At 53.4% G+C, this 13,512-nt stretch carries 14 protein-coding genes and 1 other annotated feature; of the genes, 8 read left to right on the plus strand and 6 right to left on the minus strand.

Annotation, left to right across the window (positions count from 1 at the left end; all coding sequences use genetic code 11):
- Positions 1–80: 80 nt before the first annotated feature.
- The 3 genes from clpB to rluD all read right to left on the minus strand — a co-directional run bounded on the left by clpB (position 81) and on the right by rluD (position 4,492).
- Positions 81–2,654 (minus strand): ATP-dependent chaperone ClpB, encoded by a 2,574-nt coding sequence (clpB, locus tag KTH07_RS14885; protein WP_017692862.1) that lies wholly within the window; start codon positions 2,652–2,654, stop codon positions 81–83.
- 129 nt (positions 2,655–2,783) lie between these two features.
- Complete coding sequence (gene yfiH, locus KTH07_RS14890) at positions 2,784–3,515, minus strand: purine nucleoside phosphorylase YfiH (RefSeq protein ID WP_023304261.1); 732 nt, start codon at positions 3,513–3,515, stop codon at positions 2,784–2,786.
- Positions 3,512–4,492 carry a 23S rRNA pseudouridine(1911/1915/1917) synthase RluD gene (rluD, locus tag KTH07_RS14895; RefSeq protein WP_017383977.1) on the minus strand — a complete coding sequence of 327 codons (981 nt, stop codon included), beginning with the start codon at positions 4,490–4,492 and terminating at the stop codon, positions 3,512–3,514. The genes yfiH and rluD overlap by 4 nt, the downstream gene beginning before the upstream one ends.
- A 131-nt stretch (positions 4,493–4,623) precedes the next feature.
- Here rluD and bamD point away from each other — a divergent pair, with 131 nt between their 5' ends.
- From bamD to pheA, 4 genes are all read left to right on the plus strand, one after another.
- Complete coding sequence (gene bamD / locus KTH07_RS14900) at positions 4,624–5,361, plus strand: outer membrane protein assembly factor BamD (protein WP_003863164.1); 738 nt, start codon at positions 4,624–4,626, stop codon at positions 5,359–5,361.
- A gap of 267 nt (positions 5,362–5,628) precedes the next feature.
- Positions 5,629–5,970: a ribosome-associated translation inhibitor RaiA gene (gene raiA, locus KTH07_RS14905; protein ID WP_003863162.1), complete on the plus strand. Its 342-nt coding sequence runs from the start codon at positions 5,629–5,631 to the stop codon at positions 5,968–5,970.
- Positions 5,971–6,073: 103 nt separating this feature from the next.
- Positions 6,074–6,199, plus strand: a sequence feature (Phe leader region).
- On the plus strand, positions 6,075–6,122 hold the full coding sequence (gene pheL / locus KTH07_RS14910; protein WP_100229775.1) for a pheA operon leader peptide PheL: 48 nt from the start codon (positions 6,075–6,077) through the stop codon (positions 6,120–6,122). (Overlaps the previous feature by 48 nt.)
- 30 nt (positions 6,200–6,229) lie before the next feature.
- Positions 6,230–7,390: a bifunctional chorismate mutase/prephenate dehydratase gene (pheA, locus tag KTH07_RS14915; RefSeq protein ID WP_015571567.1), complete on the plus strand. Its 1,161-nt coding sequence runs from the start codon at positions 6,230–6,232 to the stop codon at positions 7,388–7,390.
- Here the strand turns inward: pheA and KTH07_RS14920 are convergent.
- From KTH07_RS14920 to aroF, 3 genes are read right to left on the minus strand one after another with little or no spacing between them, the layout of a single operon-like run.
- Positions 7,387–8,259 carry an SMP-30/gluconolactonase/LRE family protein gene (locus KTH07_RS14920; RefSeq protein WP_063162160.1) on the minus strand — a complete coding sequence of 291 codons (873 nt, stop codon included), beginning with the start codon at positions 8,257–8,259 and terminating at the stop codon, positions 7,387–7,389. The genes pheA and KTH07_RS14920 overlap by 4 nt on opposite strands.
- Before the next feature lie 60 nt (positions 8,260–8,319).
- Positions 8,320–9,441 (minus strand): bifunctional chorismate mutase/prephenate dehydrogenase, encoded by a 1,122-nt coding sequence (gene tyrA / locus KTH07_RS14925; protein WP_217310782.1) that lies wholly within the window; start codon positions 9,439–9,441, stop codon positions 8,320–8,322.
- A 10-nt stretch (positions 9,442–9,451) separates the two neighbouring features.
- Positions 9,452–10,522, minus strand: a complete 1,071-nt coding sequence (gene aroF / locus KTH07_RS14930) for a 3-deoxy-7-phosphoheptulonate synthase AroF (protein WP_006811632.1) — start codon at positions 10,520–10,522, stop codon at positions 9,452–9,454.
- Between the two features lie 212 nt (positions 10,523–10,734).
- Between aroF and KTH07_RS14935 the strand changes: the two genes are divergently transcribed.
- The 4 genes from KTH07_RS14935 to KTH07_RS14950 all read left to right on the plus strand — a co-directional run bounded on the left by KTH07_RS14935 (position 10,735) and on the right by KTH07_RS14950 (position 13,510).
- The gene (locus tag KTH07_RS14935) at positions 10,735–11,109 is read left to right on the plus strand and encodes a DUF2799 domain-containing protein (RefSeq protein ID WP_032619209.1); all 375 of its coding nucleotides are present in this window, start codon (positions 10,735–10,737) and stop codon (positions 11,107–11,109) included.
- 153 nt (positions 11,110–11,262) lie between these two features.
- Positions 11,263–11,799 (plus strand): YfiR family protein, encoded by a 537-nt coding sequence (locus KTH07_RS14940; protein WP_032619208.1) that lies wholly within the window; start codon positions 11,263–11,265, stop codon positions 11,797–11,799.
- Positions 11,792–13,012, plus strand: a complete 1,221-nt coding sequence (dgcN, locus tag KTH07_RS14945) for a diguanylate cyclase DgcN (RefSeq protein ID WP_017692859.1) — start codon at positions 11,792–11,794, stop codon at positions 13,010–13,012. Before KTH07_RS14940 ends, dgcN begins: the two co-directional genes overlap by 8 nt.
- A 12-nt stretch (positions 13,013–13,024) precedes the next feature.
- On the plus strand, positions 13,025–13,510 hold the full coding sequence (locus KTH07_RS14950) for an OmpA family protein (RefSeq protein ID WP_017382956.1): 486 nt from the start codon (positions 13,025–13,027) through the stop codon (positions 13,508–13,510).
- Positions 13,511–13,512 lie beyond the last annotated feature (2 nt).

Raw genomic sequence — 13,512 nt, forward strand, 5'->3', positions numbered from 1 at the left:
AACCACATCCCAGACCTCAATTTTCGCCTGGTTTTTAAACAAAAACGAGCCGCAAGCGGCCCGTTTTTGCGTTTTGTGACTTACTGCACTGCCACAATGCGATCGTCGTTGGCTTCCAGACGAATAACTTTGCCCGGAACCAGCTCCCCAGAGAGGATTTGCTGTGCCAGCGGGTTTTCGATCTGCTGCTGGATAGCACGTTTTAACGGACGCGCACCATAAACAGGATCGTAACCATTCTCGCTCAGCAGTTTCAGCGCATCGTCGGAAATGTGGATTTCATACCCACGCTCTTCCAGACGTTTGTACAGACGCTGCAACTGGATCTGCGCAATCGACGCGATGTGTTTCTCGCCCAGCGGATGGAACACGACCACTTCATCAATACGGTTGATGAACTCCGGACGGAAGTTTTGACTGACCACACCCAGCACAAGATCTTTCATATGGCTATAATCCAGCTCACCGAAGCGTTCCTGAATCAAATCGGAACCCAGGTTCGAGGTCATGATCACCACCGTGTTACGGAAGTCGACCGTTCTTCCCTGCCCGTCCGTCAGACGCCCATCATCCAGCACCTGCAACAGAATGTTAAACACGTCAGGATGAGCCTTTTCCACTTCATCCAGCAGGATGACGGAATAAGGACGACGACGAACCGCTTCCGTCAGGTAACCGCCCTCTTCATAACCGACATATCCCGGAGGCGCACCGACCAGACGCGAGACGGAGTGTTTCTCCATAAACTCGGACATATCGATACGCACCATCGCGTCATCGCTGTCGAACATAAAGTTAGCCAGCGCTTTACACAGCTCAGTTTTACCGACACCGGTTGGCCCCAGGAAAAGGAACGAGCCGATTGGACGATTCGGATCGGACAGCCCCGCACGGCTACGACGAATGGCGTTAGATACCGCTTCGACCGCTTCGTTCTGTCCAATGACGCGCTGATGCAGATCCTGCTCCATACGCAGCAGTTTCTCACGTTCGCTTTCCATCATGCGAGCCACAGGAATACCCGTCCAGCGCGCCAGCACTTCGGCAATCTCGGCATCCGTCACTTTATTACGCAACAGACGCATGGTTTTGCCTTCCGACTGCGTGGCAATCTCTAGCTGTTTTTCCAGCTCAGGGATCTTGCCGTACTGTAGCTCGGACATCCGTGCCAGATCCCCCACGCGACGCGCCTGCTCAATGGCAATTTTCGCCTGCTCCAGCTCCGCCTTGATTGTCTGGGTGCCAGAGAGGGAGGCTTTCTCAGCTTTCCACTCTTCTTCCAGCTCAGAATACTGACGCTCTTTCTCGTCCAGTTCTTCGTTGAGCATATCGAGGCGTTTCTTACTCGCTTCATCAGACTCTTTGTTCAGCGCCTGCTGTTCCAGCTTGAGCTGGATAATGCGGCGATCGAGTCGGTCCAGCTCTTCCGGTTTCGAGTCAATCTGCATACGGATGCTGGACGCCGCTTCATCGATAAGGTCGATGGCTTTATCCGGCAACTGACGGTCGGCAATGTAACGATGCGAAAGCGTCGCCGCCGCAACGATGGCCGGGTCAGTGATCTGCACGTGATGGTGCAGCTCATAACGCTCTTTCAGTCCTCGCAAAATGGCGATGGTATCTTCAACGCTTGGTTCAGCGACAAACACCTTCTGGAAGCGACGCTCCAGCGCGGCATCTTTTTCAATGTACTGACGATACTCGTCCAGCGTAGTGGCGCCGACGCAGTGAAGTTCACCACGCGCCAGCGCAGGTTTCAGCATGTTCCCGGCATCCATTGCGCCGTCAGCTTTACCCGCCCCCACCATGGTGTGCAGTTCGTCGATAAACAGAATGACGTTACCTTCCTGTTTCGCCAGATCGTTCAGCACGCCTTTCAGACGCTCTTCAAATTCACCGCGGTATTTCGCCCCGGCCACCAGCGCGCCCATATCCAGCGCCAGTACGCGACGGCCTTTCAGCCCTTCGGGCACTTCGCCATTAACGATACGCTGCGCCAGCCCTTCAACGATGGCGGTTTTACCGACGCCAGGCTCACCAATCAGCACCGGGTTGTTTTTGGTACGACGTTGCAGTACCTGGATAGTCCGACGAATTTCTTCGTCACGGCCGATCACCGGGTCAAGTTTGCCCTGCTCGGCACGTTCGGTCAGGTCGACCGTAAATTTCTTCAAAGCCTGACGTTGGTCTTCGGCTCCCTGGTCGTTCACGCTTTCACCTCCGCGCATTTTCTCAATCGCCTGGGTCACATTAGCGGTGGTTGCACCGGCGGATTTCAGCAGGTCGGTTAAGGTACCGCGTGATTCAAGCGCCGCCAGAACAAACAGCTCTGACGAAATAAAGTTGTCCCCACGTTTTTGCGCCAGCTTGTCGCAAAGGTTCAGCACGCGCACCAGATCCTGCGACGGCTGCACGTCGCCGCCGGTACCTTCTACCTGCGGTAAACGGCTCAGCGCCTGATCGATGGCGGTGCGTAACTGGCCGGCATTAATGCCAGCGGACGTTAATAAAGGACGTACCGATCCCCCTTCCTGATTCAGCAAGGCGCTCATTAAATGAAGAGGTTCGATAAATTGGTTGTCGTGCCCCAGTGCAAGGGACTGGGCATCGGCGAGAGCAAGCTGGAATTTATTAGTAAGACGATCCAGACGCATAACTCCTCCCATAACAGGTCAAATTTGCTACTGGAGATTAAATGAGGTCATCCCTCAATTATTCAAGGTTAATAACCTGAATTATGTGAAAAGAAAACGGCGCGTACCGGATCGTCTTGATTCTTTAGGTTATATCAGCCAAATGAAACTTGCCATACGACCTGTCGTCTTGTCGCGGCGATAGGAGAAAAAATCACCCTTTTCGGTGAAGGTACAGCGATCTCCGCCGAAGATTTGGGTCACGCCGACGTTATTCAGGCGCTGGCGGGCAAGCTGATAAATATCGGCCAGATATTTATCTCCGGAAGCCACAAACGCTTCGACCGCTTGCGGATCTTTTTCCATAAAGGCATCCCGCACTTCGGGCCCTACCTCAAACGCCTGCGGGCCAATCGCCGGGCCAAGCCAGGCGATGAGATTTGCAGAATCGTCATGGAAGCAGGCAACGGTCTCTTCCAGCACGCCTTCGCACAGGCCTCGCCATCCGGCGTGGGCAGCAGCCACTTCAGTCCCTGCCTGATTGCAGAACAACACCGGCAGGCAATCAGCAGTCATCACCGCGCAAACCGTTCCCGGCGTATTGCTGTACGAAGCATCGGCGCGCTTAGACGCATAGGGCTCCCCCGTCAGCTTCAGCACCGCTTTACCATGCACCTGCTCAAGCCAGACCGGTTTTGAAGGAAGGTTTCCCGCAGCAAAGAGGCGTTTACGGTTCTCTTCAACGTGCTCCAGGTTATCACCACAGTGCGCACCGAGGTTCAGTGACTCCCACGCGCCCTGGCTCACGCCACCGATACGGGTTGAACTACAGGCGGCCACGCCTTCAGGCAGTGGCCATTCCGGGACAATCAGTTTGGTCATAACCAGTCCACGTGATCCTTATGTTCTTCGAAATCTGCGCGCATCGCGTCGATAAGTTCCACCATATCCTGTGGGATCGGCGCATGCCATTCCATCTGAATTCCGGTGATTGGGTGGTAAAGACGTAGCATCGTCGCATGCAGCGCCTGGCGATCGAATTTACGCAGCACGGAGATGAATTCATCCGATGCGCCCTTTGGTGGACGCGGACGACCGCCGTAAACAGGGTCCCCCACCAGCGGATGGGTAATATGCGCCATGTGCACGCGGATCTGGTGAGTACGCCCGGTTTCCAGACGCAGACGCAGGCGCGTATGAATACGGAAATGTTCCATGATGCGGTAGTGGGTTACCGCCGGTTTGCCCATCGGGTGTACAGACATATGCGTACGCTTGGTTGGGTGACGGCTGATAGGCTCTTCCACCGTGCCGCCAGAGGTCATATGACCAATCGCCACCGCTTCATACTCACGGGTGATTTCGCGCAGTTGCAACGATTCCACCAGGCGAGTCTGGGCGGGAACCGTCTTCGCCACCACCATCAGACCCGTGGTGTCTTTATCCAGACGGTGAACGATACCGGCACGCGGTACATCGGCAATCGGCGGATAATAATGAAGGAGAGCGTTAAGTACCGTACCGTCAGGATTGCCCGCGCCCGGGTGAACAACAAAGTCGCGCGGCTTGTTGATGACCAGAATGTCGTCATCTTCGTAGACGATATCCAGCGGGATATCCTGCGGCTCGAAGCGGACTTCCTCTTCGATTTCAGCATTGATGGCGACAGCTTCCCCACCAAACACTTTCTCTTTTGGTTTGTCCCAGATCTTGCCGTTTACCAGCACGCGCTGGTCAAGGATCCATTCTTTTATGCGTGAACGCGAATAATCAGGGAACAATTCGGCCAAAGCCTGATCTAAGCGTTGACCGAGCTGATTTTCGGAGACTGTTGCGGTGAGTTCTACTCGTTGTGCCATAAACTGCTTCTTCGTTTAACGTTGGGTTTTACGGCTTTGCCGTTTAATATAGTGTGCTATTGTAGCTGGTCTTAATCGGGAGCAGGAACTGAGTTTCTCCCGGACAAACATTTGAGGAAAGTCAAAACGTCATGACGCGCATGAAATATCTGGTGGCAGCGGCCACGTTGAGCCTGGCTTTGGTGGGCTGCTCCGGTTCGAATGAACAGGTCCCTGACAATCCGCCGAATGAAATCTATGCGACTGCACAACAAAAGTTGCAGGACGGTAACTGGAAACAGGCGATAACGCAACTGGAAGCGTTGGATAATCGCTATCCGTTTGGCCCGTATTCGCAGCAGGTACAGTTAGATCTTATCTACGCCTACTACAAAAATGCCGATCTGCCGCTGGCTCAGGCAACCATCGATCGTTTCATGCGTCTGAACCCTACCCATCCTAACATCGATTACGTGATGTACATGCGCGGCCTGACTAACATGGCGCTGGATGATAGTGCATTGCAGGGCTTCTTCGGGGTGGATCGTTCCGACCGTGACCCGCAACATGCGCGTGATGCTTTCAATGACTTCTCCAAACTGGTGCGTAGCTACCCGAACAGCCAGTACATTACCGATGCCACTAAGCGTCTGGTATTCCTGAAAGATCGTCTGGCGAAATATGAGTACTCCGTTGCGGAATACTACACCCGCCGTGGCGCATGGGTTGCCGTGGTTAACCGTGTAGAAGGCATGCTGCGTGATTATCCGGATACCCAGGCCACGCGTGATGGCCTGAAGCTGATGGAAAATGCGTATCGCCAGATGCAGATGACGGCTCAGGCTGACAAAGTGGCGAAAATCATCGCCGCGAACAGCAGCAACACCTGATACCGCTACAACGCATAACGGCAGCCCGCGGGCTGCCGTTTTTTTATTCTTTCACACTTACGCTGAAGCGGTTTAGCTTCAACACATCCATTCAACTATGACCGCAATTGTTGGCTTCGACAAGGTAAATCTCACCTCTTCCTGCCCTGCCTCACAAAAAAGATTCCCTGACAAAAACCGACAAAATAACGTGATCTAAATCACACATTTTGACATTAGGTCGGGTATGCTGGAATCACCAAGACGGAAAGACAAGAGGTAAAATTTATGACAATGAACATTACCAGTAAACAAATGGAAATTACTCCGGCAATCCGCCAGCACGTCGCAGACCGTCTCGCCAAACTGGATAAATGGCAAACACATTTGATTAATCCACATATCATCCTGTCCAAGGAGCCGCAGGGTTTCATCGCTGATGCAACTATCAATACTCCAAACGGCCATCTGGTCGCCAGCGCAAAACACGAGGATATGTACACCGCAATTAACGATTTGATCAACAAGCTGGAACGGCAGCTCAATAAAGTGCAACACAAAGGTGAAGCACGTCGCGCCGCAACCTCGGTGAAAGACGCCAGCTTCGCGGAAGAAGTTGAAGAAGAGTAATCCTCTAAAATTGAGTGTACCGACAACGCGCCTTCGGGCGCGTTTTTTATTGACAGGATCAAAACAGTGCAGGTACTTTAACCTATCAATTTCAGGATGACCTTATGAAACAGACGCCGTTTTTCTTCGCATTCTTTTTTACCTTCCCCTGACCGGGAGGCGTTTCGTCGTGTGATAAAGAATGCGAAGACGAACAACAAGGCCTCCCACACCGGGAGGCCTTTTTTATTGATAACGATAAAATGAGACAGACAACACTATGACACCGGAAAACCCGCTCCTGGATTTACGCGTAAAAATCAGTGCACTCGACGAAAAATTACTGGCCCTGCTGGCAGAACGCCGCGCGCTCGCCGTTGAAGTGGGCAAAGCCAAGCTCGAGTCCCATCGGCCGGTGCGCGATATCGATCGCGAACGTGATTTACTGGAACGGTTGATTCAACTCGGCAAAGCGCATCATCTGGATGCGCACTACATCACCCGCCTGTTCCAGCTCATCATCGAAGACTCCGTTCTGACGCAACAAGCCCTGCTCCAGCAGCATCTGAACAAAACCAACCCGCACTCTGCTCGTATCGCTTTCCTCGGCCCGAAAGGGTCCTATTCTCACCTGGCAGCTCGCCAGTACGCAGCCCGCCATTTCGAAGAGTTTATTGAGAGCGGCTGCGCGAAATTTGCAGACATTTTCAACCAGGTCGAAACCGGCCAGGCAGATTACGCCGTAGTGCCTATTGAGAACACCAGTTCCGGTGCCATCAATGATGTTTACGATCTGCTCCAGCACACCAGCCTGTCGTTAGTCGGCGAGTTGACTATCCCTATCGATCACTGCGTGCTGGTCTCTGGCTCAACCGATCTGAGTCAGATCGAAACGGTGTACAGCCACCCGCAGCCGTTCCAGCAGTGCAGCCAGTTCCTGAACCGTTATCCGCACTGGAAAATTGAATACACCGAAAGCACCTCGGCGGCGATGGAAAAAGTGGCGCAGGCAAACTCTTCTGCCGTCGCGGCTCTCGGTAGCGAAGCGGGCGGCGCGCTGTATGGCTTACAGGTGCTGGAACGCAATCTGGCCAACCAGACGCAGAATATCACCCGTTTCGTGGTTCTGGCCCGCAAGGCCATCAACGTGTCGGACCAGGTCCCGGCGAAAACCACCCTGCTGATGGCGACCGGCCAGCAGGCGGGTGCGCTGGTTGAAGCGCTGCTGGTGCTGCGTAATCACAACCTGATCATGACGAAGCTGGAATCCCGCCCAATACATGGCAACCCGTGGGAAGAAATGTTTTATCTCGACGTTCAGGCCAACCTGGAGTCTGCGTCCATGCAGAAAGCCCTGCGCGAACTGGGCGAGATCACACGCTCCATGAAAGTGCTGGGCTGCTATCCGAGCGAAAACGTGGTCCCGGTCGATCCGGCTTAACGTTCGATAAAGCGGCTTTTCTTCATCCCTGCCACATTTACAGGCAGGGTGAAGATGGCACCGGAAAGCGGATATTTCGCCAGCTCCTCCGCCTCCATATTTTCCCGCGTGGTGGTGATAAACAGCGTTTTCATATCGTCGCCGCCAAAGCAGACCATTGTCGGGCAGCGTACCGGCAGCCGATACTCTTCCAGCTGTTCGCCTTGCGGTGAAAACCGTGCGATACGCCAGCCGTCAAACAGTGCGCTCCAGTAGCAGCCTTCCTCATCCATTGCCGCACCGTCGGGTATACCTTCTCCCTCGCTAAACCGGCGAAACTCTTCGCGCTTACCGGGTTCTCCCTGCTCATCAAGCGGCGTACGGTAGATCACGCCGTTCGGCGTATCAGAAGTAAACATCCACCGTTTATCAGGACTAAACGCTAAACCGTTATGCCCGTGAATATCGCACTGGATCACTTGCGGCGTCAGGTCGTTGTCGATACGCATCAGCATGGCGCCGTTATAATCTCCCAGCCCCCAGAACGTGCCCGCATAAAACCGTCCCTGATGATCGGTACCGCCATCGTTAAAGCGTGCAAGCTGCGGGTTGGACGGGTTATCGCAAACCTTACGCTGGAGCAGGCCGTGTTTATCGGTCAGCCAGATGGCGTTTCGCATCGCGACGATAAATCCGCCGCGTTCACGCAGGGCAAAACACCCAACTTCTTCATGGAATGAGAGCACCGAGTGTTCCGCGGTGGGCAGATGGTACCGATGGATCTCCCCTTCCAGGATATCCGCCCAGTAGAGCGCCTTCTCGTCTGCACTCCATGTCGGGCATTCGGGCAGATGCCCGGTATAGTTCAACAGCAGCTGCGGTTCAGCCATGACAGTTCCCCAAAATGAAAAAAGCCAGCAATGCTGGCTTTCAGTATATACATCATCGCATTACTGGCGACTGTCATTTGCCTGGCGCAACAGCGTGCGGCTTTCACTCTGGAATCGCGTGGCGTAATCACCGAACCAGTGCTCCACTTTACGGAAACTGTCGATAAAGGCTTGTTTATCGCCGTGTTCCAGCAAGGTGATCGCTTCGCCAAAACGCTGATAATAGCGCTTGATCAGCGCCAGATTATTTTCAGACGACATGATGATGTCGGCGTAAAGCTGCGGATCCTGGGCAAACAGTCGCCCGACCATCGCCAGCTCCAGACGATAGATTGGCGAGGAAAGCGCCAGCAATTGTTCAAGCTGAACGTTCTCTTCCGCCAGGTGCAGCCCATAGGCGAAGGTTGCAAAGTGGCGCAGCGCCTGAATAAACGCCATGTTCTGGTCATGCTCTACCGCGCTAATGCGGTGCAAACGTGCTCCCCAGACCTGGATCTGTTCCAGGAACCACTGGTAGGCTTCCGGCTGCCGTCCGTCACAGTAAACCACTACCTGCTTCGCCAGGCTTCCGCTGTCCGGGCCAAACATCGGGTGTAACCCAAGCACGGGGCCAGTGTGCGCCGCCAGCATTGCCTGTAGCGGACTATTTTTAACGGAGGCCAGGTCCACCAGTATGCAATCTTCCGGCAGCGGAGGAAGTTTCGCGATTATTTGCTCCGTCACATGGATCGGCACGCTGATGATAACCATTCCGGCGTCTTTCATCAGCTCCGGCGCGTGCGACCAGTCCTCTTTCTCCAGAATGCGCACCTGATAGCCAGAAAGCGTCAGCATTTTCTCAAACAGACGCCCCATCTGCCCGCCACCACCGACGATAACCACCGGGCGCAGCGACGGACAGAGGGTTTTGAAGCCCTTGTCGTTTTCGCTGGAATAGGACTCGCGCATCACGCGACGCAGAACGTCCTCAATCAAATCAGGTGATACGCCCAGGGCCTGCGCCTCTTTACGGCGGGAGGCGAGCATAGAGGCCTCGCGCTCCGGAACGTAAATCGGCAGGCCGTATTTACTTTTAACCTCGCCGACCTCAGCAACCAGTGCCATGCGGCGCGCCAGAAGATCCAGCAACGCCTTATCCACTTCATCAATTTGATCGCGTAATGCGGTCAATTCAGCAACCATAACTACCCTCTTATGCCAGACGCGTCGCCAGCTGGCCGTTCAAATCTTTGTGGATCTCACGCAGCAGCGCATCGGTGGTTTCCCAGCTAATGCAGGCATCGGTGACCGAGACGCCGGGCTTCATCGCGCTACGCGGCTGTTCCGATGACTGATTGCCTTCATGAATATTACTTTCAATCATCAGGCCGATAATTGAACGGTTGCCATCTTTAATCTGAGCAATCACAGATTCTGCAACCGCAGGCTGGCGACGGTAATCTTTATTCGAATTACCATGACTGCAATCTACCATCAGCGCCGGACGCAGTCCCGCCTGTTCCATCTCTTTTTCACACTGCGCGACATCCGCCGGGCTGTAGTTTGGCGCTTTACCACCGCGCAGGATCACATGCCCGTCCGGGTTGCCCTGCGTTTGCAGCAGGCATACCTGGCCCGCCTGGTTGATCCCGACAAAACGATGGGGCATGGCGGCGGCGCGCATGGCGTTAATCGCCGTGGCCAGGCTGCCGTCGGTACCGTTTTTAAAACCAACCGGCATAGACAGGCCAGACGCCATCTCGCGGTGGGTTTGTGACTCGGTGGTGCGCGCCCCAATCGCAGACCAGCTGAAGAGATCGCCCAGGTACTGCGGGCTGTTCGGATCCAGCGCTTCGGTAGCCAGCGGCAGCCCCATGCTCACCAGTTCCACCAGCAGGCGACGCGCAATTTTCAGTCCTGCTTCCACATCAAACGAGCCATCCATGTGCGGATCGTTGATCAACCCTTTCCAGCCAACGGTCGTACGTGGCTTCTCAAAATAGACGCGCATCACCAGATAGAGGCTATCGCTGACCTCCTCCGCTAATGCTTTAAATCGACGAGCGTACTCAATGGCGGTTTCAGGATCGTGAATAGAGCAAGGACCACATACCACCAGCAGGCGCGGATCGCGGCCAGCGATAATGTCAGAAATGGTCTGGCGCGAGTGCTCAATCTGAGCTTCCTGCGCGACGCTCAGCGGGAATTCCGCCTTCAGTTGATCCGGGGTGATTAACACCTGTTCGTCAGTGATATGTACGTTGTTAAGCGCGTCTTTTTGCATGATTGCGATCCTGTCAAACTCGTTTGCGATAGTGGTTTTCCTCGAAGAGGTGACACAACGATATCACATTAAGTAAAGATTTCAATCCAAAATACGTACACATTGCTTTACACCAACCCTTTAATTGCAAAAATAATGGCCTAAAATCGTAAAGTTAAAATTACACACGCACGCCTGTAAGCCAGGCTATGCTCACAAAAAGGAGAATAGCCATGCGTTCAATTGCTTTTATGTTGTTGTCGCTGATTTTGTCGGGTTGCCAGATCAATCCTTATACTTTTCAGCCTAACTGGACCAGACCGGACTGGTTCACGGCCGGTAAAGAAGACGCTATGAATGGTGTTCCGGTTAAAGATAACCAGGCTCTGGCCGATAGTTTTAATGACCCTCAGGTTGATCGAGCGGAATATCTTCGTGGCTACGCTGACGGACAGAAAAAAATATGCGAAGAGGGCTTTATTCACGCCTGGGGATTAGCGGGCAAATCATTTCCTGCCAGCTGCGATGCAACTGAAAATGCAGTAAAACTGCATGAATCTTGGCAACAAGGATTGGATGAAAGTATGCGTTCCAGCAGGCTTAATTGAGCCTGCCTTAATTCCTCTGAATATAGCTCACTGTAAGATTTAGCTTAGGTCAAAACAGGGATATTTCTGACATAATGACGGCTTTGATAAACAATGGTATTCTGCCGACAATTCTTAAGGACATCTATTTCCGGGGCGGTTTGGCGGATTCTGATGAGAAATGCAATCTTGATCGCTTTGCTCCGACTCCCCCTGGCGCTAATACTGTTCATTTTAGTAGCCCCTGCAACGGCAGGCTCGTTCACGGAAACGGATAAATCAGTACGTTCGATTGTTTCTGGCATTGTGAGCTACACCCGATGGCCAGCACTGTCCGGCCAGCCTAAGCTCTGTATTTATGCCTCTTCCCATTACAGACAGGCGCTCAGCAGTGAAGATGAACACAACCCGTTGCCCTATAGTCCTGTCATTGTGCATAGCGATCGGGAAGCACTCGCAGCAAGGTGTGATGCCCTCTATTTCGGGAGCGAGTCGCCGGCAAAACAACAGGAAATAATAAATCAATATCAGGGCCAGGCGTTGCTATTAATGTCAGAACAAAATCCTGAATGCGTTATTGGCAGCGCATTTTGTCTGATAATAGAGCACAACCTCGTCAGGTTTTCCGTAAATCTGGATGCGCTGGCGCGCAGTGGCGTAAGAGTCAATCCGGATGTATTAATGCTCGCACGGAATAAGAAGCATGAATAAGGAAGTCGCACCAACACCGCGTCCGACGTTTAAAAGAACGTTGCGACGAATCAGCATGATAAGCGTCATTATAACGATGACGTTTATATGGTTGCTGCTGTGTTTCGCTTCCGTGGTGACATTAAAGCAATACGCGCAAAAAAACCTCGAACTTACCGGCGCCACCATGAGCCACAGCCTTGAAGCCTCTCTGGTGTTCAACGATGCCGTGGCGGCAAATGAAACGCTGGCGACCCTCGGCAAGCAGGGGCAGTTCGCCGTGGCGGAAGTGCTTAACGCACATCATAAACGGTTTGCCTGGTGGTCATGGAACCCGGCGGATAATACCGACACGCTGGGCGCGCTGGTCAACCGGTGGTTGTTCCCTGTTCCTGTCGCACAGCCCATCATACATAATGGCAATGTGATTGGCGAAATTCGTCTGACCGCGCGAGACAGCCTGATTAGCCACTTTATCTGGCTCTCATTTGCGGTCCTCACCGGCTGCATTCTTTTTGCCTCTGCCGTCGCATTGACCATCACCCGCTCGCTACATCATGGCATGGTTGTTGAAATGCAAAACATCACTGACGTTGTGCATGACGTTCGCACTAACCGCAACTTCTCTCGCCGGGTAACGGAAGGCCGCATTGAAGAGTTCCACCAGTTTGGTGAAGACTTCAACAGCCTGCTGGATGAAATGGAAGAGTGGCAGCTCAAGCTACAGGCGAAAAACGCTCAACTGTTGCGTACCGCCATGCACGATCCGCTCACGGGGCTTGCAAACCGCGCCGCGTTTCGCAACAACATTGCGGCATTAATGAACGACGCTTCAGCAAAAACCAATTCTGCCCTGCTCTTCCTGGACGGTGATAACTTCAAGGTTATCAATGACACCTGGGGTCATGCCGCAGGTGACTGCGTACTGATCGAAGCCGCCAAAAGGATGGTCGAGTTTGGCGAAAAACGTCATCAGTCTTACCGTCTTGGCGGCGATGAATTTGCCATGATCCTTTACGGCGTCCACACCGCACGTGAGGTCGAATTTATTTGCGCTGCGCTGTCGCAGCAATTTATCCGTCCGTTTGATCTGCATAACGGGCACACAGCATCAATGTCCCTCAGCATTGGCTTTGCTCTGGCGTGGGAAAATGCCTCCGTTGAAGCATTACTGGAGCAAGCCGATCGCAATATGTATCTGGTCAAAAACCAGCGTTCGAAAACAATATCCTGAAAGGAAGACGATATGTTAAAGCGATACTTTGCGCCGTTAATACTGGCATCACTGGTAATGTCCGGATGCCAGTCATCCCCTGAAGGGAAATTCACGCCAGAGCAAATTGCGGCCATGAAATCCTACGGCTTTAACGAACTGAATGGCGACTGGTCTCTGGGCCTGTCGGATAAGATCCTGTTTGATAAAAATGACGCCAGGCTGCGCCCGGAAAGTGAAACGCAGATCCAGACTATGGCCTCACGCCTGGCGGCAACCGGTCTGAACCACGCCAGGATGGATGGCCATACGGATAATTATGGCGAAGAGAGCTACAACGAAGCGCTTTCGTTAAAACGTGCCAATGTTGTGGCGGATGCCTGGGCGAAGGGCGCGAACATCCCGCGCAGCAATCTCACTACGCGGGGCTTAGGCAAAAAATACCCTGTCAGCAGCAACCGCACTGCGCAGGGGCGCGCTGAAAACCGCCGGGTTGCGGTAGTCATCAGCACGCCTTAAGG

The sequence above is a fragment of the Enterobacter cloacae complex sp. ECL72 genome (assembly GCF_019056635.1).
In the GTDB taxonomy this organism is placed as follows: Bacteria; Pseudomonadota; Gammaproteobacteria; order Enterobacterales; family Enterobacteriaceae; genus Enterobacter; species Enterobacter hormaechei_C.

Coding starts and splice junctions, on each gene's coding strand:
- dgcN (WP_017692859.1), top strand. CDS start 11,792: ATGAATAAGGAAGTCGCACCAACACCGCGTCCGACGTTTAAAAGAACG.
- KTH07_RS14950 (WP_017382956.1), top strand. CDS start 13,025: ATGTTAAAGCGATACTTTGCGCCGTTAATACTGGCATCACTGGTAATG.
- aroF (WP_006811632.1), bottom strand. CDS start 10,522: ATGCAAAAAGACGCGCTTAACAACGTACATATCACTGACGAACAGGTG.
- raiA (WP_003863162.1), top strand. CDS start 5,629: ATGACAATGAACATTACCAGTAAACAAATGGAAATTACTCCGGCAATC.
- tyrA (WP_217310782.1), bottom strand. CDS start 9,441: ATGGTTGCTGAATTGACCGCATTACGCGATCAAATTGATGAAGTGGAT.
- KTH07_RS14940 (WP_032619208.1), top strand. CDS start 11,263: ATGAGAAATGCAATCTTGATCGCTTTGCTCCGACTCCCCCTGGCGCTA.
- KTH07_RS14935 (WP_032619209.1), top strand. CDS start 10,735: ATGCGTTCAATTGCTTTTATGTTGTTGTCGCTGATTTTGTCGGGTTGC.
- yfiH (WP_023304261.1), bottom strand. CDS start 3,515: ATGACCAAACTGATTGTCCCGGAATGGCCACTGCCTGAAGGCGTGGCC.
- pheA (WP_015571567.1), top strand. CDS start 6,230: ATGACACCGGAAAACCCGCTCCTGGATTTACGCGTAAAAATCAGTGCA.
- KTH07_RS14920 (WP_063162160.1), bottom strand. CDS start 8,259: ATGGCTGAACCGCAGCTGCTGTTGAACTATACCGGGCATCTGCCCGAA.
- rluD (WP_017383977.1), bottom strand. CDS start 4,492: ATGGCACAACGAGTAGAACTCACCGCAACAGTCTCCGAAAATCAGCTC.
- bamD (WP_003863164.1), top strand. CDS start 4,624: ATGACGCGCATGAAATATCTGGTGGCAGCGGCCACGTTGAGCCTGGCT.
- clpB (WP_017692862.1), bottom strand. CDS start 2,654: ATGCGTCTGGATCGTCTTACTAATAAATTCCAGCTTGCTCTCGCCGAT.